The sequence below is a fragment of the Rhodobacter aestuarii genome, from assembly GCF_900156655.1.
In the GTDB taxonomy this organism is placed as follows: Bacteria; Pseudomonadota; Alphaproteobacteria; order Rhodobacterales; family Rhodobacteraceae; genus Rhodobacter; species Rhodobacter aestuarii.
Map to the genome: position 1 here is coordinate 82415 of NZ_FTOG01000007.1, position 22370 is coordinate 104784.

Annotated in this window: 26 protein-coding genes; 10 read left to right on the top strand and 16 right to left on the bottom strand. The window is 60.9% G+C overall.

The window, feature by feature from the left end:
* Positions 1 to 636 (bottom strand): ribonuclease T2 family protein, encoded by a 636-nt coding sequence (locus BW967_RS11030; protein WP_076485131.1) that lies wholly within the window; start codon positions 634 to 636, stop codon positions 1 to 3.
* A gap of 133 nt (positions 637 to 769) precedes the next feature.
* Here BW967_RS11030 and BW967_RS11035 point away from each other — a divergent pair, with 133 nt between their 5' ends.
* A complete protein-coding gene (locus tag BW967_RS11035; RefSeq protein WP_076485132.1) occupies positions 770 to 1552 on the top strand; it encodes a DUF1013 domain-containing protein in 783 nt (260 codons plus the stop codon).
* A gap of 126 nt (positions 1553 to 1678) precedes the next feature.
* On the opposite strand, the gene efp is transcribed toward BW967_RS11035, so the two are convergent.
* A complete protein-coding gene (efp, locus tag BW967_RS11040; RefSeq protein ID WP_076485133.1) occupies positions 1679 to 2248 on the bottom strand; it encodes an elongation factor P in 570 nt (189 codons plus the stop codon).
* A gap of 95 nt (positions 2249 to 2343) precedes the next feature.
* On the opposite strand from efp, the gene epmA reads away from it, so the two are divergent.
* Positions 2344 to 3393, top strand: coding sequence for an EF-P lysine aminoacylase EpmA (gene epmA / locus BW967_RS11045; RefSeq protein WP_076485134.1), 1050 nt, complete (start codon positions 2344 to 2346; stop codon positions 3391 to 3393).
* Here epmA and BW967_RS11050 read toward each other — a convergent pair.
* From BW967_RS11050 to BW967_RS11065, 4 genes are all read right to left on the bottom strand, one after another.
* Positions 3381 to 3749, bottom strand: a complete 369-nt coding sequence (locus tag BW967_RS11050) for a DUF2237 family protein (RefSeq protein ID WP_076485135.1) — start codon at positions 3747 to 3749, stop codon at positions 3381 to 3383. The two genes, epmA and BW967_RS11050, sit on opposite strands and share 13 nt — an antisense overlap.
* A 10-nt stretch (positions 3750 to 3759) precedes the next feature.
* A complete protein-coding gene (locus BW967_RS11055; protein WP_076485136.1) occupies positions 3760 to 4923 on the bottom strand; it encodes a serine hydrolase domain-containing protein in 1164 nt (387 codons plus the stop codon).
* 106 nt (positions 4924 to 5029) lie between these two features.
* Positions 5030 to 5524 carry a MarR family winged helix-turn-helix transcriptional regulator gene (locus BW967_RS11060; RefSeq protein WP_097081109.1) on the bottom strand — a complete coding sequence of 165 codons (495 nt, stop codon included), beginning with the start codon at positions 5522 to 5524 and terminating at the stop codon, positions 5030 to 5032.
* A 134-nt stretch (positions 5525 to 5658) separates the two neighbouring features.
* Entirely contained in the window at positions 5659 to 5931 is a 273-nt protein-coding gene (locus BW967_RS11065; RefSeq protein WP_076485138.1) for an FAD assembly factor SdhE, read from the bottom strand.
* Between the two features lie 142 nt (positions 5932 to 6073).
* Between BW967_RS11065 and BW967_RS11070 the strand changes: the two genes are divergently transcribed.
* Together BW967_RS11070 and BW967_RS11075 are read left to right on the top strand one after the other, a co-directional pair.
* On the top strand, positions 6074 to 7276 hold the full coding sequence (locus BW967_RS11070; protein WP_076485139.1) for a pyridoxal phosphate-dependent aminotransferase: 1203 nt from the start codon (positions 6074 to 6076) through the stop codon (positions 7274 to 7276).
* 27 nt (positions 7277 to 7303) lie between these two features.
* Positions 7304 to 7723 carry a hypothetical protein gene (locus tag BW967_RS11075; protein ID WP_076485140.1) on the top strand — a complete coding sequence of 140 codons (420 nt, stop codon included), beginning with the start codon at positions 7304 to 7306 and terminating at the stop codon, positions 7721 to 7723.
* A 9-nt stretch (positions 7724 to 7732) separates the two neighbouring features.
* Here the strand turns inward: BW967_RS11075 and BW967_RS11080 are convergent, their stop codons facing one another.
* The 5 genes from BW967_RS11080 to ppk2 all read right to left on the bottom strand — a co-directional run bounded on the left by BW967_RS11080 (position 7733) and on the right by ppk2 (position 12169).
* The gene (locus BW967_RS11080; protein ID WP_076485141.1) at positions 7733 to 9118 is read right to left on the bottom strand and encodes an MATE family efflux transporter; all 1386 of its coding nucleotides are present in this window, start codon (positions 9116 to 9118) and stop codon (positions 7733 to 7735) included.
* Between the two features lie 41 nt (positions 9119 to 9159).
* Entirely contained in the window at positions 9160 to 9750 is a 591-nt protein-coding gene (locus BW967_RS11085) for a cytochrome b/b6 domain-containing protein (RefSeq protein ID WP_076485142.1), read from the bottom strand.
* Positions 9751 to 9814: 64 nt separating this feature from the next.
* Positions 9815 to 10264, bottom strand: coding sequence for a c-type cytochrome (locus tag BW967_RS11090; protein ID WP_076485143.1), 450 nt, complete (start codon positions 10262 to 10264; stop codon positions 9815 to 9817).
* Between the two features lie 148 nt (positions 10265 to 10412).
* Positions 10413 to 11015: a class I SAM-dependent methyltransferase gene (locus BW967_RS11095; protein ID WP_076485144.1), complete on the bottom strand. Its 603-nt coding sequence runs from the start codon at positions 11013 to 11015 to the stop codon at positions 10413 to 10415.
* 62 nt (positions 11016 to 11077) lie between these two features.
* Positions 11078 to 12169 carry a polyphosphate kinase 2 gene (gene ppk2 / locus BW967_RS11100; RefSeq protein WP_373455184.1) on the bottom strand — a complete coding sequence of 364 codons (1092 nt, stop codon included), beginning with the start codon at positions 12167 to 12169 and terminating at the stop codon, positions 11078 to 11080.
* 151 nt (positions 12170 to 12320) lie between these two features.
* On the opposite strand from ppk2, the gene BW967_RS11105 reads away from it, so the two are divergent.
* On the top strand, positions 12321 to 12992 hold the full coding sequence (locus tag BW967_RS11105) for a glutathione S-transferase family protein (RefSeq protein WP_076485291.1): 672 nt from the start codon (positions 12321 to 12323) through the stop codon (positions 12990 to 12992).
* Between the two features lie 21 nt (positions 12993 to 13013).
* On the opposite strand, the gene BW967_RS11110 is transcribed toward BW967_RS11105, so the two are convergent.
* Positions 13014 to 13688, bottom strand: coding sequence for an anti-sigma factor (locus tag BW967_RS11110; RefSeq protein WP_076485145.1), 675 nt, complete (start codon positions 13686 to 13688; stop codon positions 13014 to 13016).
* A complete protein-coding gene (locus BW967_RS11115; RefSeq protein ID WP_076485146.1) occupies positions 13681 to 14229 on the bottom strand; it encodes a sigma-70 family RNA polymerase sigma factor in 549 nt (182 codons plus the stop codon). Before BW967_RS11115 ends, BW967_RS11110 begins: the two co-directional genes overlap by 8 nt.
* 137 nt (positions 14230 to 14366) lie before the next feature.
* Between BW967_RS11115 and BW967_RS11120 the strand changes: the two genes are divergently transcribed.
* The 5 genes from BW967_RS11120 to BW967_RS11140 are packed head-to-tail and all read left to right on the top strand — an operon-like array spanning position 14367 to position 18633.
* Entirely contained in the window at positions 14367 to 15662 is a 1296-nt protein-coding gene (locus tag BW967_RS11120) for an NAD(P)/FAD-dependent oxidoreductase (protein ID WP_245826537.1), read from the top strand.
* The gene (locus BW967_RS11125) at positions 15659 to 16363 is read left to right on the top strand and encodes a hypothetical protein (RefSeq protein ID WP_076485147.1); all 705 of its coding nucleotides are present in this window, start codon (positions 15659 to 15661) and stop codon (positions 16361 to 16363) included. Before BW967_RS11120 ends, BW967_RS11125 begins: the two co-directional genes overlap by 4 nt.
* Complete coding sequence (locus tag BW967_RS11130) at positions 16360 to 16911, top strand: glutathione peroxidase (protein ID WP_076485148.1); 552 nt, start codon at positions 16360 to 16362, stop codon at positions 16909 to 16911. The genes BW967_RS11125 and BW967_RS11130 overlap by 4 nt, the downstream gene beginning before the upstream one ends.
* 4 nt (positions 16912 to 16915) lie before the next feature.
* A complete protein-coding gene (locus BW967_RS11135; RefSeq protein WP_175610450.1) occupies positions 16916 to 17065 on the top strand; it encodes a DUF2256 domain-containing protein in 150 nt (49 codons plus the stop codon).
* A complete protein-coding gene (locus BW967_RS11140) occupies positions 17062 to 18633 on the top strand; it encodes a cryptochrome/photolyase family protein (RefSeq protein WP_076485150.1) in 1572 nt (523 codons plus the stop codon). Before BW967_RS11135 ends, BW967_RS11140 begins: the two co-directional genes overlap by 4 nt.
* A 3-nt stretch (positions 18634 to 18636) precedes the next feature.
* Here BW967_RS11140 and BW967_RS11145 read toward each other — a convergent pair whose 3' ends face one another.
* The 3 genes from BW967_RS11145 to BW967_RS11155 all read right to left on the bottom strand — a co-directional run bounded on the left by BW967_RS11145 (position 18637) and on the right by BW967_RS11155 (position 22370).
* A complete protein-coding gene (locus tag BW967_RS11145; RefSeq protein WP_083952166.1) occupies positions 18637 to 19542 on the bottom strand; it encodes an ABC transporter permease in 906 nt (301 codons plus the stop codon).
* A complete protein-coding gene (locus tag BW967_RS11150; protein WP_076485152.1) occupies positions 19535 to 20542 on the bottom strand; it encodes an ABC transporter permease in 1008 nt (335 codons plus the stop codon). The genes BW967_RS11145 and BW967_RS11150 overlap by 8 nt, the downstream gene beginning before the upstream one ends.
* A gap of 124 nt (positions 20543 to 20666) precedes the next feature.
* Positions 20667 to 22370, bottom strand: coding sequence for a peptide ABC transporter substrate-binding protein (locus BW967_RS11155; protein WP_076485153.1), 1704 nt, complete (start codon positions 22368 to 22370; stop codon positions 20667 to 20669).

Genomic DNA, 22370 nt, shown 5'->3' on the forward strand with positions numbered 1-22370 from the left:
TTAGCGCACCCGTTCCATCAGCGCGTCTGTCATCCGGCAGTCGCGCGCCACATCCGTGCCGCAAGCGCGGGGAGTAAGGTCTTTGCTCAGGCAAATCCGCACCTCGTCGATGCGGCCCTGATCGCAGGTCACGGTCACCATATCGGGGCGAAGGTTTGGATTGGCCTCCAAAAACGCCTCTTCCACCACTTTCGCGGGCAAGCGCACATCTTTGTTGAGCTGTTGAAACACCCACGGGACGGTGATGCTTTCATAGGCCGCGCGGGCCTGCGCAAAGTAGTCGGTCGCGGAAAGCCCTGCGCAGCGGCCATGTTTCTTCCATTGGTACCAAGCCGCGCCGTCAGACCCCATAATGTCTTCCATCGCCGCCGTTTGCGCGCGCGAGGGGTTGCGCGCCGTGGTGCGGCAATAGCTGGGCCAGCCGCTTTCATATTGCGGCCAAAGCCCGTGCAAAACGAAATGCGCATCATTGGTCGGGTCGCATTGCGCGGCATCGCGGCCCGCGCCCTCGGTCGCACACCAGCCCGGCGCCCAACTGAGCGAAAGAACGTAATAGTCAAAATCGCCCGCTTGCTCGCCTTCGGCCCAAGCAGGCATGGCCAAAAGCGCGGCGCATGCAATCGCTAAAACGCGCATTTTCTCTTTCCTCCGCGCGGTTTCGGGCCTATATAGGCCGACAATTCCCCACCAGAAATGGACCGCGGCCGGGGGGAAGCCCAGGCCGCAGCCGGTTTCACGGCTCGGGTAAGATTTGTAAAGGATGGCCCCGATGACGAACAAGCCCCTGATGGCAAAGGCCACGGCCGTTTGGCTGGTGGACAATACCACGCTCAGCTTCAAGCAGATCGCTGATTTCTGCGGCATGCATGAACTTGAGGTGCAAGGGATCGCCGATGGTGATGTGGCGGCGGGCGTGAAGGGCCAAGACCCGGTTGCCGGCAACCAACTCGACGCGAAAGAGATCGAAAAGGGCGAGAAAGATCCGCTCTATAAGCTGCGTCTCAAGTTTAACGCGGCGGCTGTGGGCGAAGACAAGCGCCGTGGACCGCGCTACACGCCGCTGTCGAAACGCCAAGACCGCCCGAACGCGATCCTGTGGCTGGTGAAATTCCACCCTGAATTGGCCGATGCGCAAATCGCGCGTCTGGTGGGCACGACCAAGCCGACCATCGCCTCAATCCGCGAGCGGACGCACTGGAACATCGCCAATATGACCGCGATCGATCCGGTGGCTTTGGGCCTGTGCCGACAGTCGGAGCTTGACAGCGAAGTACAAAAAGCCGCCAAGAAACGCGCGGCCGAAGGCGTGATGAGCGATGACGAGCGCCGGAAATTGGTCTCGACCGAGCAAAGCCTTGGCATGGATACCGAGCCGCGCCTGCCCGGTGCGATTGCGGAGCTTGAAGGCTTCACCCTTGGCAGCGGGTCGTCGAATGCCGATGACGAGCCGAAAGAAGACCCGAAAGACTTCTCGGATGCGGATAGCTTCTTCAACCTGCCGCATGGCGATGATGAAGAGGATGACGAGGAAGACAGCGGCCCGATCCGCTAAGCTGCCTCAAACGGTAAGTTTGGAGCCCTTCCGCAATGCGGGAGGGCTTTTCTTTTGCCCGCATGACTTGCCCAACAAAAAAGGCGCCCCGAAAGGAGCGCCTTTTCTAAAGCCTAGAGGGGCCAATCAGTCTTTGGCGCGCTCAACATAGGAGTTGTCTGCGGTGTTGATGATGATCCGGGTGCCCACACCGATATGCGGCGGCACCATCACGCGAATGCCCCCGGTGCATTGCGCGGGCTTGTAGCTCGACGAGGCGGTTTGGCCTTTGACCACCGGCTCGGTCTCTTCCACTTCGACCGTCACTTTTTGCGGCAGTTCGATCGACAGCGCCACGCCTTCATGCAGCAGCAGCCAAACGCGGATGCCGTCGCGCAGGTGCACTTTGGCATCGCCGATCACGTCTTCACCCACGGTGAGCTGTTCGTAGTTTTGCGGGTTCATGAAGTGATAGCCTTCGCCATCTTCATAGAGGAAATCGAATTCCTCTTCATCGACGTGGGCTTTTTCGACCGAGTCCACGGTGCGCCAGCGCTCTTGCACCTTCACGCCATCCGAGATGCGGCGCATCTCGACTTGGGTCACCGAGTTGCCCTTGCCGGGGTGAATGTTTTCGGCGTTGATAACGACGTGCAGCACGCCGTTGAGGTCGATCACGTTGCCCTTACGGATCGAGGAAGCGATCACTTTAGCCATTGTCACGGTCCTATATGTCAAAAGCAGGCTCTGGCGCCCGGATGGCGAAGCGCCTAAACCAATACGAGCCCTATTTCCAGTAAAAAGCCCTGACCATGTCTTCGACCCCTTGGTGGCACCCTGACCGTCATGCCGACCGCAGGCCCGCGCTTATGGCGCGGGCGCGTATTCAAGCGGCGCTGCGCCGCTGGCTGGAGGGGGAAGGGTTCCTTGAGGTGGACCCGGTCGCGCTTCAGATCAGCCCCGGCAATGAGGCGCATCTGCACGGTTTTGCGACCACGGCGATTGGCAATGACGGCGCCCCGGTTGAGATGTTCCTGCATACCTCGCCTGAATTTGCGATGAAAAAGCTGCTTGCCGCTGGGGAGCGCCGCATCGCCGCCTTTGCCCATGTGTGGCGCAACCGCGAGCGCGGCGCGTTGCACAGCCCAGAATTCACCATGCTCGAATGGTATCGCGTCGGCGAAGATTACACGGGGCTGATGCAAGATTGCGCCGCGATGCTGCGTCTTGCGGCAGAGGCGGCGGGCAGCACGCTTTTGCGCTATAAGGGGATTGAGTGCGACCCGTTTGCGGAGCCTGAGCGGCTTTCGGTCGCGGAGGCGTTTGAGCGTTATGCAGGGCTTGATCTTCTCGCTACTTGCGGCTGTGGCGGCATCACCGATGCTGAGGGGCTGCGCGATCAATGCCTTGCGGCGGGCATTGAGGTGGGCGATGCCGATACGTGGTCGCTGATGGTCTCCAAGGTGCTGGTGGCGCAGGTGGAACCGCATCTAGGTCACGGGCGTGCGACGATCTTAGACCGTTACCCCTTGGCAGAGGCTGCCTTGGCCCGCCCGGCCCCCGATGATCCGCGCGTGGCGGAACGGTTTGAGCTTTACGCCTGCGGGGTGGAACTGGCCAATGGCTTTGGCGAATTGACCGATGCAGAGGTTCAGCGCGCGCGCTTCATGGCAGAGATGGATGAAAAGCAACAGCTTTACGGCGAGCGCTACCCGATTGATGAGGATTTCTTGGCCGCTCTTGCGCATATGCCGGCCGCCTCGGGCATTGCGCTGGGGTTTGACCGACTCGTGATGCTCGCCACCTCGGCGCCGCGCATTGATGATGTGATCTGGACGCCGGTCTCGGATCAGATCGCGTAGACCTGCAACACCTCAAGCGGCACGACTTCGAGTGTGCGTTGATGCGTGCATTCCAGCACGACTTGCGGCGCGCAGCCCTCGTCATGCGCCTCAAGGAACCGGCCCGCGCAGAGGCACCAGCGCTCGCCGGGTTTGAGGCCGGGAAAGGCGAAATCGGGGCGCGGGGTGGTGAGGTCATTGCCGATATAGCTCGACCACGCCAAAAACTCGGCGGTCAGTACCACGCAGACCGTGTGCAGCCCGTGGTCTTCCCAGCAGGTGTTGCACGCGCCATCGCGGAAGAAACCGGTCATCGGCGAGACCGAACAGGGCTGCAAGGCGCTGCCCAGAACATTGACCGATTTATCCTTTTCCATCGTCTCTCCCTCAGTGCGCAGCCTGCGCGATGCGTCGAAAGAGCGCAAGGTTTTCATCGGTCACGCCTTCGGTATCAAAGCCTCGGTCGGCGGCGTTGACCGCAATCACCATCCGCGCGGCGGGGTTGACGTAGATATATTGGCCGTAAATGCCTTGGGCCATGAAATCATTGCCGAAGCGGGCATTGTCTTTGGGCACCCACCATTGGAAGCCATAGCCTGCGCCATCGGCGGCTTGATGCGATGTTGAGGTGCTGACCCAAGTCTCTGGTACGATTTGGGCCCCGTTCCAAAAGCCCTTTTGCAAGAACATCTGGCCAATGCGGGCATAGTCGCGGGTGCGCATATTCAGCCCACCCAAAACAAAACCCGTCCCCTCGCCATCAACCAGCATTTCAGGCGCGGCTTCCAGCCCCATCGGCGCGATGATCCGCTCGGCCATTAAATCCACCGGGTCGCGCCCCGTGGCACCGGCAATCACCATGCCCAGCACATGCGTATCAATCGAAACATAATGCATATGACTGCCCGGCGGATGCGCGCGGGTGTGGAGTGAGGCCGCGAAATCATCCATCGAGCCACCAAGCGCCAGCACCCGGCCCATGCGATTGATGTCGCTGTTAAAATCCATGTAATCCTCGTTGAACCCCACGCCCGAGGACATGGTCAGCACATCGCGGATGGTCGCGCCGTCATAGGCAGAGCCTTTCAGCGCGGGCACGAAACGGACCACCTGAGCATCGAGATCAGGGATCGTGCCATCTTCGTGCAAGGTGCCAAACAGCGCCGACAGAACCGATTTCGCCATCGACCAAGAGATCCGCAGGTCTTCTGGCCCGGTGCCTTGGTGATAGCTTTCATGCACGATGCGACCGTCGCGCAAAATGACGAGCGCGGTCACGGCGCGTGCTTTCAGCCAATCCGCCATTTCTGGGGGGAGCGGCATTTCCGGGCCGGGGGGCAAGGCCGAAATCGGGCCGGGGCCGCGGTCGAGCACTCGGTAATGGAACAGCCGATCCATATGCGAGAAATTCGTGACGATGCGTTCTTCTGAGAACAGCGAATTCACCGCCAAAAGACGGGTGATCTCTTCATGCTTGAGCGCGGCAAGGCCTGCAACCAGCACCAAGACCACCACCAAAGCGCGCAGGAATATCCGCAAAAACCGCCGCATCTGTGCCCCCCTCGCCGCAAAGGCGGCTGGACGCACGAAACCATGCCCTGCACACAAGAACAAGCGGCGGCACATGTGCCGCCGCGTCAGTCGCTTGTGCGAAAGATCAGTAGATGTAGCGGATTTGATCCGACCAATAGCGCTCCATGCGGCGCAGGGTGCGGTTCATTTCATCCATCGCGTCGAGCGTGATGACATTGCGGTCATCCATGCCCTTGGCGTGGCGCTCAAACAGAGCGGTAACGGCCGTGCGCAGGTCCACCCCTTTGGGCGTCAGCTTTACGCGCACCGAGCGGCGGTCAATCTCGCAGCGCTGGTGGTGCATATAGCCCGTTTCCACCAGCTTCTTCAGGTTGTAGCTCACATTCGAGCCCTGATAGTAGCCGCGCGTTTTGAGTTCGCCTGCGGTCACCTCATTCTCGCCGATGTTGAACAACAACAGCGCTTGAACGGGGTTGATCTCGAGAATACCGAGCCGCTCGAATTCATCCTTGATCACATCCAGCAATAGCCTGTGCAGCCGCTCGACCAGCGAGAGGCTGTCGAGGTAGCAGGCCATCATTCCGGGGGCGGCGCCTTCTTCCGCATTGGGCGCTTTCATCGGGGTTTGAAACGTCATTCCTTACTCCGCCATCCTCGCTTCCTTGAGAGGCAAATTGACGGAAAAACCCCAAGATAGGGTTAAGGGGTTCTGACTATGATGCCTTTCACAACGAATTTGCGAAGATTGTACGACTAATTTTTGCCGTGCCGTTCGCGGGCAAAGGTGCCGATAACACCCAGAATTTCAACATATTGGGGCGGACACGGCATCGCCCCCGAAATCCAGGGATAAAGATCTTGGTCATTTTCTTCGAGCAGCTGATCATAAAGATCGAGCATCTCAGGATTTAGACCTTCCAGTTCAGAATCAGCCCAAGGGCCGAGAATCAGGTCCATTTCGCGGATACCGCGGCGCCAACTGCGCATCCGCATCCGCCGCAATCTCGCGTCCCGTGTTTCGCTCATGGCTGGCCTCCGTTCGAAAATGCGTTGCCTCTGCCTTGCACTTGCATCCTGCCCCGTCAAGCGCAACCGCCCTTGTTTCAACCGCTTGAACGGTGTCTCGGCCAAGCGTAGAGAGGGGCGATTTGAATCTGGAGCCCCGAACATGGCCTTTCTGTCTGACACGCTTGCGCGCGTGAAACCCTCGCCCACCATTGCCGTCACCAACAAGGCGCGCGAATTGAAAGAGGCGGGGCGCGACGTGATCGGCCTTGGCGCGGGTGAACCGGATTTTGACACGCCCGAGAACATCAAACAGGCGGCGATTGCGGCGATTGCTGCAGGCGAAACCAAATACACCGCGGTTGATGGCATTCCCGCGTTGAAAAAGGCGATCTGCGCCAAGTTCGAACGTGAAAATGGGCTGCGCTATACGCCCGCGCAAATCACCGTCGGCTCGGGCGGCAAGCAGGTGCTTTATAATGCGCTTGTGGCCACGCTGAACCCCGGCGATGAAGTAATCATCCCCGCGCCTTATTGGGTGAGCTACCCGGATATGGTGCTTTTGGCGGGTGGCACCCCTGTCTTTGTCGAAGGCAAGATGGAGGCGGGCTATAAGATCAGTGCCGCCGATCTGGAGGCCGCGATTACGCCGAAGACCAAATGGTTTATCTTCAACTCGCCCTCCAACCCCTCGGGAGCCGCCTATACCCGTGACGAGCTCAAAGCGCTCACCGATGTGCTGATGCGGCACCCGCATGTTTGGGTGATGTCGGATGATATGTATGAACACCTTGTGTTTGGCGATTTTACCTTCACCACGCCCGCGCAGGTGGAGCCGGGCCTTTATGACCGCACGTTGACCTGCAACGGGGTGTCCAAAGCCTATGCGATGACCGGCTGGCGCATTGGCTATGCGGGTGGCCCGGTGGAGTTGATCAAGGCGATCGGCAAGGTGCAGTCGCAATCGACCTCGAACCCCTGTTCGATCAGCCAACATGCGGCGGTGGAAGCGCTTAATGGTCCGCAGGAGTATATCGCGCAAAGCCGTGTGGCCTTTGAGCGGCGTCGCGATCTGGTGGTGGCCGCGCTCAACGCTTGCCCCGGCATCACCTGCCCCACGCCCGAAGGCGCGTTTTACGTCTATCCTTCAATAGCGGGGCTGATTGGTAAAACCTCCAAGGGCGGCGTTGCAATCACCGATGACGAGGCCTTTGCCTCGGCGCTTCTGGAAGAAACCGGGGTTGCGGTTGTCTTTGGGGCGGCCTTCGGCCTTTCGCCCGCGTTTCGCATCAGCTACGCTACCTCGGACGCAGCGCTGAGCGAGGCTTGCGCGCGCATCAAAGCCTTCTGCGAAGGGCTGCACTAAGGCTGCAAGGCCTGCGGGGAGAATTGAATGGCTGGCGATCTGCCGGAGTACTACTTCCGGATTCGTGAAAATGGCGCGGCGGTGTTCAAGGTTGATACCGAGAACCGCCAACGTCGCATCGAGATGGATCAGATCGCCGTCGTCAATATCAAGAACGGTGAAATCAAGCCGCAAGGCGAGCGTAAACTCTCGGCCGATGATCTGCGCGAGATCGAAGGCTGGATGGCAAAGCGGCTCGCCCTGCTGGCGCAGCGCGATATCGATGATATTTTGCGCGCCGTTGATTACCTGAACCTGACCACGCAATGGGTGCAATCGAAAGCCACCGATGAGCAGTTGGAAGAGGTGACGGATTCTTTGCTGCTTGCCATGCATGATCTGCGCTCGGTCTTGGTGCGCAAAAAAGCCGAGCGGATGTTGAAATCCATCCCTGAAAGCGAGCGCTAAGCGTAGCCTTTATGCCGTGGCCACCAGCCACGGGCCGCGCCAGAAGCGACGGATCAAGGTGACCCCCACACAAGCAAGGCCAATCACAAGGCCAAGCCAAAGCCCTACGCCGCCCAACCCGAGTGGGAAGGCGAGCACATAGCTTGCCGGAATGCCAATCAGCCAATAGCTGACCGTGGCCACGACCATCGGCACCCGCGTGTCATGCACCCCGCGCAACAGTCCCAAAGCCATCACCTGCGCAGCGTCAAAAAGCTGAAACAGCGCAGCCACCGCAAGTAGTTTTGCCCCAAAGGCCAAAATCGCGGGGGCGGCAGGGTCTGCATTGTCGATAAAGAGCCCCACCAATTGCTGTGGAAACCCAAGGAAGGCCGCAATCGTCAGAGCTGCCATGGCGAAAGAGAGGATCAGCGCGGCCTTTGCCACGGCGCGCAGCCGGTCGGTATCCGAGGCGCCATAGGCGTGGCCCACCCGCACCGTCGCCGCATTCGAGAGCCCCATGTGGATCATGAACGTGAGCGAGGCGAGTTCTAGTGCGATCCCATGCGCGGCCAGTTCATGCGTGCCGATCCAGCCCATCATCAGCGCCGAGGCTTGAAACAGTCCCGCTTCGGAAAGGTGTGTCAGCCCCGCAGGCAAGCCAAGCCGGATCAGCACAAAAAGCGCCTGCCAATCGGGCCGCCAAAACCGCCCGAACAGATCGACCGACCGCAACTTCGGATGCTTGGCGGCATAAAGCGCCAACAGGCCCGCCGTGCTGATCTGCACCATCACAGAGGCGAGCGCCGCCCCCCGCACGCCCATTTCTGGCGCGCCAAAATGGCCAAAGATGAAGGCCCAGTTGGCCATCACATTGACCACTACACCCCAAAACGTGGCCCACATCACCGCTTGGGCACGCTCTTGCGCGCTCAGATACGCGCGCAACGCCGCCACCACGAGCGCGGGCACCATGCCCCACATCGCGACCGACAGATATTGCTGTGCGAGCGCGGAAAGATGTGGGTCTTGCCCGAGGGCGAGCAAAATCGGCTCCGCTGCCGCCATGATCGGCATCACAGCGCAGCCATAGCCAATGGCGATCCAAAGCCCCATCCGCGCATCGCGGCGCAATTGCACCGGGTCATCGCGGCCAATGGCGGCGGAGATCCGCCCCATCAGCACATAGGAAAACCCCGAGCCGAGGATGAAGAGGAAAAAGAAGAAAGACGAGCCGAGCACCACAGCGGCGAGTTCGGGCACGCCATACCAGCCCAGCATGATCGTATCGGAGACATGCAGCAGCATCTGCGCGATATTGGAGCCCACCATCGGCAGGCCCAACCACAAAAGCGCACGCATATTGACGGCAAGGCCGGACGACCGCACCGCCGGAGATTTGACTGTCTGGTTCATGAACGGACGCTATCTTAGGGGAAGAACCGCGTCCAGATGGCTCAACCGCGGCGACGACCGGTAATCATCGGGGTCACAAGGTCTTCGCGTTTCCAGACCTTGTAGAAATAGATCGCGCCCACATGCAGGGCGATCAGGGCCAACAGCACCCAGCCCAGTTTGTGGTGCCAGCCAAGCGCCATACGCGGCCAGCCATCGGGCAGGTAGGGGGCAAGCGGGCCAATGTTCAGATAGTCATCCGGGTCTGTGCAAAGCCCGGTCAGCACTTGCAAGAACAAGACCACCATCATCGCAACAACCGACCAGCCGCCCAAGGGGTTATGCCCTTCGGCATGGCTTGGCTTGCGCGAAGGCAGGGTCAGCAAATAGCGCACCACCGAAATAGGCCCGCGCACAAAATTGCCGAAACGGGCGTTCTTTGTGCCCACAAAGCCCCAAATCAGCCGGATCGCCAAAAGCGCCAAGACCGCATAGCCAAGGTAGAAATGCAGCGTCATTTCCAGCGGCCCGAAATGGCCCAGCACAAAGGCCCCGGCCACGCACAAAAGCAAGGTCCAGTGGAACACCCGCACCAGCGGGTCCCAGATCATCGGCGGTTTGGTGGCGGTCGTCGCGGTGGTGTCGGCGGGCATCTGTGTCTCGGTCGGCTATCGGTTGAAAGAAAAGGGCGGGAGTTTCCTCCCGCCCGGCTGTGCCTTATTCCGGCACGCGGTAATCGTCGTGGCAGGCTTTGCAGGTGCCGCCGAGCGTTTTGAGCGCAGCGCCAAAGGCGGCAGCTTCGCCGGTGTCGGCAGCGGCGATCAGCTCGGCGCCCGCAACATGCATGGCTTTGGCTTTGGCGCCGAAGTCGTCCATATTCTCCCAGATCGAAGCTTTGGCTTCGCTTTCGCCCGGGAAGTCATCGGCCGAGGTGCCCGGCGCAAAGAGCGGGCCGGCATCGGTTTCGAGGATCGCGGCAAGTTTCGCGGCTTCGGCCTTGGCGGCATCCGCGTCGTAGGATTTGGCAACGCCCGACATGGCCTTCATGGCACCGCCGAGCGATTTGAAATAGGCGTGACGCGCTTTCACGGTTTCCATGCCGTCGGCATAAGCCGCCGTGCCCAGAACCAGTGCCGCGACCGGAAGCGTAAGAAGAATTTTCCGCATGTAACATCTCCTGTGGGAAGGCGAGGTTTTACCTCACGTGGGTGTTCTACGAACGAACTGTGTCATTCCGTCTAGGAAATAGGGATTAAATTGTCTGTGACAGCGTCACATGCGTAAGTTGTGCTGCGGCATCATCGCGCAGGGGGGCTTAGGCCTTTGGTTTGCGTGCGATGAAGTCAATCAGCGCGGCGCGGCCCGAATGCCCCGGCCCTTCGTCAAGATGCGCATCGTAATCCGCCTGATGCAGCCACTCCCAATCTGGGTAGGAATCGCGCAGCAAATCCAGTGTCCAAAGATGGTCCTCCGCCTTCGGGCCGCCCGAGGAATTTTTCAGCTGCCGGACCGAAAAACCGTTCAAAAACAAAAGCCCGCCGGGTTTGAGTGCTTGCGCCATGCCACGGAAAATGGCCCCGCGCAGGGCGGGCGGGGCAAACTGGATGAAGACCCCAAAAACGGCGTCATAGGCCCCCACGGGCCAGATATAGCGCGACAGGTCTGCATGTTCTGAGGTGATCGTCACCCCACGTTCTGCGGCCAGCTTGTGCGCCTTGCTGAGGGCGGGTGCGGACCCATCTAACGCATGAACGCACAACCCCTGTGCGGCGAGCCACACTGCATTTCGGCCCTCGCCTTCCGCAACAGAAAGCACATGCGCCCCCCGTGTGAGCCGCCAAGCCTGTGCGGTCACAAAAGCCGCAGGCTCGGTGCCATAGTGGAAATGCTCCCCCGAAAATCGCTCGTCCCAGCTCATGACCTTGCCCCCGCGTCAGTTGCGGCAAATGTGCCGCAACCACGCAAGGATGCAAGCAAGACTTAAGACGAGGTGGTTCCGGGCTTCGCTTTCTTCGGTCGTGAGGCCCGGCGGCGGGTTTCAGGATGCTGCGCCGCCCCCAAGATATGTTCGGCCGAATGCACCACATGGCTTGCATGCCCGACGATCAGCGGATCGGGCGGCGTTACGATCGACAGATCCTTGTCTGGGTAATCAAGCGAGCTGAGGAAGTGGCGCATACAGTTGAGCCGCGCGCGCTTTTTGTCGTTCGATTTCACAATCACCCAAGGCGCATCGGCGGTGTCGGTGTAAAAGAACATCGCCTCTTTCGCCTCGGTGTAATCTTCCCATTTGTCCAAAGAGGCCATGTCGATCGGGCTTAGCTTCCAGCGCTTGAGCGGGTCAGTCGCGCGCTCAGAAAACCGACGGCGCTGTTCGGCTTGGGTGACCGAGAACCAGTATTTGAAAAGCCGAATGCCCGAGCGCACCAGCATCCGCTCAAACTCCGGGGCTTGGCGCATAAACTCTAGGTATTCAGTGGGGCTGCAAAAGCCCATCACCCGTTCCACCCCGGCGCGGTTGTACCAACTGCGGTCGTAAAACACCATTTCCCCGGCTGTGGGCAGCCATTGGATGTAGCGTTGGAAATACCACTGACCGCGTTCTTCATCGGAGGGTTTGTTCAATGCCACAACCCGCGCAAACCGTGGGTTCAGATGCTCTGTATAGCGTTTGATCGTGCCGCCCTTGCCCGCCGCATCGCGGCCCTCGAACAAGATCACGAATTTCTCGCCCGTCTCCTGCGCCCAGCGTTGCACCTTCAAAAGCTCCGCTTGCAGCTTCGCTTTTTCCTTTTCGTAATCCGCGCGCGCCATGCGGTGGGCATAAGGGTATTTGCCGCTTTCAAAGCCCGCCTTTACCGCTTGAATATGGACCGAGGGGAAGGCCTGCGGGCCGTTCAATGCGCCTTCGCCCGGTGCGGGCTCTGCCTCGGTGGGCATCGCTTTGCCTTCTTTCGGCGCTTTGATTTTGGGCTCTTTTTCGGTGCTTTGTGGCGTCGCTTCGGGGCCGACCTCCCCTTGCCCGGCCTCAGACGTGGCCTGCACCGTCTCCCTGCTGATGTGATCTTCCATACGCAACCCTCCCGACGTTGATCGGTTTTCGCTAGCATAAAGGGGGGAAAACCGCCTTGATGTGGGTCAGGAAGCGATCCGTAAGGCTTTGCCGCTTTGGGCTTTCCTTTGGGGGGCCACAAGCGCAGTCTGGCGCAAAGGGAGGCAGATCATGGTCACGCTTTATGGGGTCTATCGCTCGCGGGCGAGCCGCAACATCTGGGCATTGATGGAGTTGGAACTGGCGTGGTCGCTCAAACCCGTCATCCAAGCTTATCGGCTGGAGGCGCAGGGGATCGACCCATTGCACCCCGAGGCACCGTTTAACACCCGCACGGCAGAATTTTTGCGGCTCTCCCCCGCCGGGGCGATTCCGGTGATGGAGGATGCCGGGCTGGTGCTGAGCGAGTCGCTTGCGATCAACCTTTATCTGGCGCGCAAAGCGGGGGGGCCTTTTGCCCCCAAAGACGCCCGCGAAGAGGCGCTGATGGTGCAATGGGCACTTTACGGGGCGACGGCAATTGAAACGCCCGCGCTCGAAATTTCCTTCGCCTATGCGCGCGGCGAGGCGGCAAGCGAAACGGGCGAGGCGCGGATCACCACCGCGGTGGCGCAACTGCAACGCCCGCTCAAAGCGCTAGAGGCGCATCTTTCCTCGCATAGCCATATGGTCGGCGGGCGCTTCACCGTGGCTGATATCAATATGGCCGAGATACTGCGCTATGCGCAGCCGCATGATGCGTTGATGGGGCAATTCCCGCGCGTGAAAGGCTGGCTGGAACTTTGCCAATCCCGCGCGGCCTTCCGCGAGATGTGGGAGACACGTAACGCCGAACCGGCATAAGAAACCCGTCTGGGGGCGCTTTTAAATCCGGCGCAACTCGGCCTTGGCCACCAGCGGGCCCGTGGCCACGCCTGCGGGCGCGCCGCCGCGCGGTTCCTCGGTGATGGCAAGGGTCGCATTGGCGATCACTTGGCGCAGATCGGCCGGGATCGGCATCGCCGCTTGGCCGCGCCGGGGCATCACGCCGAGCGAGACAGGCGCGGCATCCCCGGCAATCAGCCACAATTCAAAGTCGCGCTCGGGCGCGGGGGCGGCGCCGCCCATCGACACGCGCATCTCGCCGGTCTTTTCATTGTAAAGCGCCGCAAGCCGCACCGCGCCATCTTCTGACACCATGTCAGAGACCCACATCCGCCCCTGCGCAGGCATCAGCGGTTCGCCAAGCCACAAAATCGCACCAAGGAAGGCCGCCGAAATGGCCGAGGCACCCGCAAGCCAACGCCAAAGCCCCGAAGGCGCCCGCTCCGGCACGCCCAAAGCCCGTGCCTCAATCTCTGCCCAGACCCGGCGTGGCGGCGAAACGGGCATCACCTCTTCGGCAAGCGGGTCGAGATGTGCTTCCCAGCGCGCCACCTCGCGTGCGAAATCGGCATCACTCGCGATGCGCCGCGTCACCGCTTGACGCTCGGAAAGCGGCAGCGTGCCCAGCACATATTCGCCCGCAAGCGCAATATCATCGGGTGGCAGGTCACGCATCGCCCAAACACTCCCGCAACGAAATCAGCGACCGGCGCAGCCAAGACCGCATGGTGTTGAGCGGCACCTCAAACCGTTCGGCAAGTTCAAGATAGCTTTCGCCTTCCACATAGGCGCGGCGCACGGCCTCGGCCCGCACGCCCTCAAGCTTGCCCATGCAATCCTCGATCCGCCGCCCGTCGGAGGCGCGGATCGCCTCGGCCTCAGGCGTCGGCTCTAGGCTTGGCAGAGCCTCCAGCACCTCGGCCTCAACACCCCCGGTTTTGCGGGCGCGCAGCCGATCAATGCACAGATTGCGCGCAACGGTGTTGAGCCACGCGGCGGGGCTGGCCACCTCGGGCACGTAACGGTCGGCGTTCATCCAGACTTTCACGAAAACATCCTGCAAAGCATCCTCCGCCTCAGCGCGGTCTTGCAAGAGACGCAGGCAGATGCCGAAAAGTTTCGCCCCATGTGCAGAATAAAGCGCAGAAAATGCCGCCCGGTCGCGCAGGGCGGTGCGCGCCAGCAAAGCGCCAAGGTCTGTGCTCTGTGCCGTCATCGGTTCAGGCCTTTTCCTGCGAAACCTTTCGCAGGTGAAATTTTCTAGAATTGATGCAACCTTTAGGCCGCTTCATGCGTATTGCAAGGATGGACAGTGTGCCGCAAGCACACCAGATGCGACACAAAGGGCGAAACATGCGCATTGCAGTGATCGGGGCGGGCATTTCGGGGCTGGGGGCGGCGTGGCTCCTGCGCGGCCACGAGGTGGTGGTGTTCGAGGCGGGCAAACGCATTGGCGGCCACGCCCGCACCATCGAGGTGAAAGGCGTGCCGGTCGATACCGGCTTTTTGGTCTGCAACCGTAAGACCTACCCGCTGTTCACTGGCTTGCTGGACACGCTGGGGGTGGAACTTCAGCCCGCGCCGATGAGTTTCTCTGCTAGCTTTGGCAATGGCGCTTACGAATATGGCACCGGGCGAATGCGCGATTTGTTCGGCCAGCCGCAGCGGCTTTTTGATCGCTCGCATTGGCAGATGATCCGCGACATTCGCCGCTTCATGGCCGAGGCGCAGCATCTGCCGGGCAAAGGCGGGGTGATTGGTGAGGTGATCGCCGAAATGGGCCTGAGCCGTGAATTTCGCGACAGGTTTTTGATGCCGATGTCCGGGGCGATCTGGTCCACCCCGCCGCGCTTCATGCTCGACTTTCCTGCCGATCGGTTTTTGCGTTTCTTTGAAAGCCACGGGCTGATGGGCCACGGCCCGCGCCCCGAATGGCTAACGGTGAAGGGCGGCGCCTCGATTTATGTCGAGGCTTTGGCCCGCGCGACTGTGGCTGAAATTCGCAAATCCAGCCCGGTGAAAGCGGTGCGCCGCGTCAGCGGTGGTGTCATGGTCGCGACGGCTGCGGGCGAAGAGCGCTTTGATCAGGTGATTATTGCTGCCCATGCGCCCCAAGCTTTGGAGATGCTGGCAATCCCCGATGCCGACGAGGCCGAGATTTTGGGCGCCTTTCAGGTCGAGGCAAACCGGATGGTGCTGCATTCGGATGAAAGCTTCATGCCGCGCCGGCGCAACCTTTGGGCCTCGTGGAACCATGTGACTGCCGCTCCCCCCGGCGGGCTGCGCAACCGCCCGATTTCGATGAGCTATTGGCTGAACCGTCTGCAAGGCGTGCAAAGCGATGCGCCCTTGATCATGACGCTGAACCCCGAACATGAGCCACATTCGCTCCACCATGAAGTGACCTTCTCGCATCCGCAATTTGACAGCGCCGCTCTTGGCGCGCTGGAGCGGATGGGCGAAATTCAGGGCCGGGGTGGCATTTGGTATGCGGGGGCCTGGACGCGCTACGGCTTCCATGAAGATGGGCTCTTGTCGGCTTTGCGCGTTGCGCAGGCTTTGGGGCGCGATTGGCCGCTTGGCAATGACCCTTGGGCCAATGAACGGCCCGCTTGGTCGCGGGCGTCTCGCCAAGGCTTGGCCGCATGAAGTTCTTCCTTGCCCCTTTGACATTGGTGCTGGCGGTGGCTTTTGCCGCCGCCCCGGTGCTGACGGAGGGGTTTAAGGGCTTCACGCCGGGGCAATTCCCGGTGCCCGCCGATCATTGGCCGGTTGCGCCGGTCGGTTGGGCTTTTTCTATCTGGGGAGCGATCTATCTTTGGTTGGTGGCCGGGGCCACCTGGGGGTTGGTGCGCGCCCGCACCGCCCCCGCCTGGCAGGCGATGCGCGGCCCCCTGAGCCTGAGCCTTGCGATTGGCGTGCCGTGGATTTGGGTCGCCAATTGGCAACCCGCCGCGGCGGCGGTGATGTTGGTGTTCATGGCCACCACCGCCTTGGCCGCCCTGATCCGCGCACCGCGTGGGCTTTGGGCGGCAGGACCGGTGGGGCTTTATGCGGGCTGGCTTTGCGCGGCCACCGCCGTGGCCACCGGGATTGTTTTGGCTGGTCAGGGCGTCTTGTCGGCGCAAGTTGCCTCTGCCCTCACGCTCAGCGCGCTTTTGGTGGTGGGCCTTGCCATGACATGGCGCCGCCCAGATGTGCCAAGCTACGCGCTGGCCGTTGGCTGGGCGCTGATGGGCGTGATCGTGGCCAATTTGAAAGTGGAGAACCTGCCCATTGTGGCGCTGTGCGCGGCGGGCCTTGCTGCGCTGGCGGGCCTTTGGCTGACACGCAGAAGGGAGATGAGATGAAATTCAAAACCATGGCTTTGGCCCTGTTCACTGGCTTTGGTGCGTTGGGCGCGAGTGGCAACGCGACCTCTGCCGCCGAACCGCCCAGCTTCACCTTTGCCTCGATTGAGGGCGACACGATTGATACGGCAGACTTCCGGGGGCACCCGGTCTTGGTGGTCAATACCGCGTCGCTGTGCGGCTTCACCCCGCAACTAGAGGGGCTGCAAAAGCTGCACGAAGAATATGGGCCGAAAGGCTTGGTGGTGTTGGCCGTACCGTCGGACGACTTCAAGCAGGAACTCGACAGTGCCAAGGAAGTGTCAGAGTTTTGCACGCTCACCTATGGGATCACCCTGCCGATGGCCGATATCACCCATGTGACGGGCGATGACGCGCATCCGTTTTACAAATGGGTGCGGGAGCAGACCGGCTTTGCCCCGCGTTGGAACTTCAACAAGGTACTGATCGACGGGCAAGGCAATGTCGTCGACACGTGGGGGTCAATGACGAAGCCGGAATCGGGCGATATTCGCCGCGCGTTTGAGCCGCTTTTGCCGGGCGCTTGAGCCCGTGGCAAAGATGCGCCGCAAGGGCGATCTGCCGCAAAAGATCTGCGCGGCTTGTGGCCGCCCCTTTGTATGGCGCAAGAAATGGGCACGCGATTGGGAAGCGGTGCGCTTTTGCTCTGACCGCTGCCGGGGAGAGGCGAAGCGCAAATGACGGGCCGGTTGATTTTTGTTTTGGGGGACCAGCTTTCGCGCGGTCTGTCTGCGCTTGCTGATATAGACCCGTGCCATGATGTGGTGCTGATGGTCGAGGTGCGCGAAGAGGGCACCTATGTTCCGCATCACAAGCAAAAGATCGCGTTCCTCCTTTCGGCGATGCGCCACTTTGCTGACGATCTGCGCGCGGAAGGGATACGGGTGGATTATGTCCGCTTGGATGAGCCGGAAAACACCCACAGCTTCACCGGAGAACTGGCCCGCGCCGTTACCCGCCACAAGCCACAATCGGTGGTGCTGACTGGGCCGGGGGAATGGCGCGTGGGCGAAATGATCCTGACGTGGCCAGAGGTCTTGGGCGTGCCGGTTGAGGTCCGCGAAGATGACCGCTTCTTTTGCGCGATCAGCGATTTCGCGGAACTCTCCTCACGCGGCAAAACCAAGCGGATGGAGAACTTCTATCGCGAGATGCGCAGGCGCACCGGCTTTTTGATGGAAGCGGGCAAGCCTGTCGGCGGTAAGTGGAATTACGATGCCGAAAACCGCAAGGCCCTGCCCAAAGGCCATAAGCTGCCCAAGCGGCGGCGGTTTACCCCCGATGCCACGACGCGCGAAGTGATGGCGCTGGTGGAGGATCAATTCCCCGATCATTTCGGCGACCTTGACCGCTTCGCTTGGCCCGTCACGCGGGCCGAGGCGCTGCAAGCGCTTGATGATTTCATCACCCACGCCCTACCCCAGTTTGGCGATTGGCAAGATGCGATGAAGACCGGGGAAGATTTCCTCTACCACGCGCTTTTGTCGCCCGCACTAAACGCGGGGCTTTTGACGGCCTCTGAGGTCTGCGAGGCGGCAGAGGGGGCCTATACCGCTGGCAAGGTGCCGCTCAACGCCGCCGAGGGGTTCATTCGCCAAATCCTTGGCTGGCGGGAGTTTGTGCGCGGCCTTTATTGGACCGAGATGCCCGACTATGGGCAGACGAATTTCCTCAATGCTACGCGGCCCCTGCCGTGGTTCTATTGGTCTGGCCAAACCAAGATGCACTGCATGGCCGAGGTGGTCCGGGGCACTCGCCAAAACGCCTATGCCCACCATATCCAGCGGCTGATGGTGACGGGCAATTTCGCGCTTTTGGCAGGCATTGCCCCCGCCGAGATCGAGGCGTGGTATCTGGCGGTTTACGCCGATGCCTTCGATTGGGTCGAACTGCCCAACACGCATGGGATGGTGGCCCATGCTGATGGCGGGCGGATTGGCTCCAAACCCTATGCGGTCTCAGCCGCCTATATCGGGCGCATGTCGGATTATTGCCGTGGGTGCCGTTATGACGCCAAGGCCCGCACCGGCGCGAATGCCTGCCCGTTTAACTATCTTTATTGGAACTTCCTGATCACGCATCGCGACAAGTTCGGGGCAAACCCGCGCATGGCCTTGCCCTACAAGGCGCTGGACCGGTTCGATTATGGCGAGCAAGCCGCGATCCATGCGGCGGCAGAAGACTTCCTTGCCAAAATGAATACGCCGGAGGGCGAGCCTCCGGCGCAGCTGTCTTTGGGCGATTGGTAAGCCTTAGCGGCCCCGGATCCGCGGGTCGAGCGCGTCGCGCAGACCATCACCAATGTAGTTGACCGAAAGCACCGTGAGCGAGATCGCGATACCCGGCAGCACCACCCGCATCGGGTAAAGCTGGATCTGGTCCACCGCATCAAACAAGAGACGGCCCCAAGTGGGGAAGTCCGGCGGGAAGCCAAGGCCAAGGAAGGAGAGCGCCGATTCCGTGATGATCGCCGTGGCGATCCCGAGCGTGGCCGAGACCATGATGGGCGACATCACGTTGGGCAGGATGTGGCGCAGCACCATACGCCGCGCGGGCGTGCCAATCGAACGCGCGGCCAGAACGAATTCCCGTTCTTTGATCGCAAGCACCTCGCCGCGCACGATCCGCGCTGTTTGCATCCATGACGTTGCGCCAATTGCGGTGACGATCAGCAAGAAGATGCCGCCTTCCGGCCCGAAGCGCTGCGAAAGCGGTTCGCGGAAGAGCGTCACCATCAACAGTAGCAGCGGCAGCAGCGGCAGCGCCAGAAAAAGGTCGGTGAGCCGCATCAGCGGGCTTTCCAGCTTTTTGAAATAGCCCGCCAGAACCCCGATTGTGGTGCCAAGCGACACGGCCAGCGCCATCGCGGTCAGCCCCACAGAGAGCGACACCTTGCCCCCGGCCATCATCCGCGCCAGCAGATCGCGGCCCAATTGGTCGGTGCCCAAGGGGTGCGCCATCGAGAAGCCCTTGTTGCGGGCGCGCAGGTCCACATAGGTGGGCGCCATATCCCACAGCCACGGGCCGATGGTGATGCCAAGCAAGATGGTGATGAAGATCGTCAGCCCGACCAGCGCGCCCTTGTGGGTTTTGAACTGGTCCCAGACATCCCACCATTGGTTGCGGGGCGGGCGGATAGCGGTTGTGGTCTCAGTCATAGCGGATCCGCGGGTCAAGGATGCCGTAAAGCAGATCGGCAATCAGGTTAAAGGTCACGATCAGCGTGGCAAAGATGAAGGTCAGCGTCATCACCATCGGCAGGTCATTGGCGTGGATCGACAAGATCAGCTGTTGGCCGAGCCCGTTCACCTTGAACACCTGTTCGGTGATGATGGCCCCGCCAAAGATTTGCGGCACACCCAGCGCGATGACCGTGATGACGGGGATAAGCGAGTTGCGCAGCACATGGACCAGCACCACGACCTTTTCGGTCAGGCCCTTGGCGCGGGCGGTGCGGACGTAATCTTGCCCAAGGTTATCGAGCATCGACGAGCGCATGAACCGCGAGATTTGCGCGGCGTTGTAAAGCGCCAGCACGGTGACTGGCATCACCATTTGGCGAAGTTGCTCTTTGAAGCTGGCCCAATCGGTTACCTGAAGCGTGGTGTCATAGACCGAGGGAAACCATTTCAGCTTCACCGCAAAGATGATGATCAGCGCCACACCCGTAAAGAAGGTCGGCACAGAAAAGCCCACCATCGAGATGAAGGTGCCGAGGTTGTCGAACCACGAATACTGCCGATAGGCCGAGATAATCCCAATTGGCACCGCGATCAGCACGCCGACCACATAGGCCGAGCCGACAACGGTCAGCGTTTGCGGCAGGCGCTCGGCGATGATGTCCATCACCGGCTGGCGCGATTGGAACGAGATCACCCGCTGCGCGCCCTGCGCCAGATCGGTGCCAAAAAGCGTGTCGATCAGGTGCATCGGCTCAATGAAGAACATCTGCTTAAGCCAGAGGAAGTAACGCACATACCACGCGGCATCGAGCCCGAGCGCGGTGCGCATCTTGGCCTTCACCTCTGGCGGAACCGTCAGCGGCACTTGGCCGAGCGGGTCGCCGGGGGCGGCTTCAAGCAGGAGGAAGATCACCAAAGAGATGATCAGAAGCGTCGGGATCGCGATCAGCAATCGTCGCAGGGTGTACTGGAACATCGGCGCCTCGGGGCTTCTCTTTTTACATTTTCGAGGAATGGGAAGGGGCGCTTAGCCATTGGCTTGCGCCCCCGCCTGGGTCAGACCGGCCAAACCGATCTGACCGCAGATTTCAAGGAACGGCTTACTTGATGCGGAACCAGTCCGACGCGTTCCAGATTTCGCTGTCCCAAGTGTTGAGAACAACGCCACCGAGCGTGTTGGAATGCGCCGACAGACGGCCACGGTCCACGATCGGCACGATCACATAGCTGTCTTTGGTCAGCATGTCGTTGAGACGTTTGGCCAGCGCCGAACGCTCTTCCATGTCGCCCGTCGCGGTGAGCTGTTTGATCAGCGCATCATATTCCGGGTCACAGAAGCGGTTGATGTTCTCACCCTGCCATTGGCTTTCCGGCTTCGGAGCTTTGTCGCAGGTGTATTGCGCCAGATAGGGCTCCGGGTCGGTGCCGTCGAAGTTGTTGGCGTACATTTCGACATCGGCATAGAATTTTTGGAACGTGTCGGGCGAGCCCGCATCGCCGCCAAAGAACACCGACGGGTCAACCGTTTTCAGTTCGACCTCAACCCCAAGCTCGTTCCACCATTGTTTGATGATCGCTTGGAAGTCCTGACGGATCGCGTTGACCGAGGTTTGGTAGACCAAGCTCAGCTTTTCGCCGTCTTTGTCGAGGATGCCGTCGCCATCGGTGTCGGTCCAACCGGCTTCGGCCAAAAGCGCTTTCGCGCCTTCCATGTCTTGGGTCAGACAGTCGGTGTTGTCGGAGGCATAAAGCTCCGGCGCCGGCACGAGGTTACAGGTCGGGCGACCCGCTTCACCATAGCCGATGTCGACCAGAATTTGACGGTCGATCGCCATCGAGAGCGCCTTGCGCACGCGGATATCCGACAGGATCGGGTGCGGATGCGCAGCGGTCGAACGCTCGCCTTCCGGCAGGTTCGGCGACGGATCGGTCATGTTCATCTCGATCCGCTCAACCAGCGTGCCGAACGCGTTGACGAACTGGCCTTTGCCCGCACCCGCAAGTTCTTCTTGCAGTTCGGGCGAGATTTGCGTGTTCCAAGCGTAGTCGAACTCGCCGGTTTCCATCACGGCGCGCGCCGCAGCGGTGGCATCGCCGCCGCCTTTCACGAGCGCGGTCGCAAAGGCCGGTTTCGCCGGGTCGCGGTAGTTCGGGTTGGCTTCCAGCATCACCGTGTCATTGGTGCGGAATTCCGTCACGCGGAACGGGCCGGTGCCGATCGGCTTGAAGTTTTCTTCGGTGCAGGTCGAGGCATTCGCGCCGGTGCAATTGGCAAATTGCGCGGCTTGCAGGATCGGCGAGGTCGCGCCGACGAAGGCCATGAACGGGTTCGGCTTCGGCTCATGGAAGCTGACTTTAACGGTCAGGTCATCTAGCGCTTCGACTTTATCAACGCCTTCGTAGCGCGCCAACTGGGCGCAGCCACCGGCCGGGTCCATGCAGTAATTCGCGGTGAAAACGGCGTCATGGGCGGTGAACGGCGTGCCATCCGACCATTTCAGGCCCGGAATGATTTTCCAGGTGATGGATTTCAGGTCTTCCGAGATACCGCCGTTTTCAAGGCTCGGGATCTCGGTCACAAGGCGCGGGATCACCTCGCCCTTCTCATTGAAGCCCGCGAGCGGCTCCAGCACGAGGCTGCCAACTTCGACGTCTTTCGTGCCCGACGACAGATAGGCGTTCATCGTCGAAACGGCTTGCGCGTAAAGGATACGCACTTCGCCATCGGTGCCGCGTTCGGCAAAGGCAGCAGGCGCGAGAATAAGGCTCGCGGCAGCGCCGAGAAGGGCGGTTTTCAACTTCAT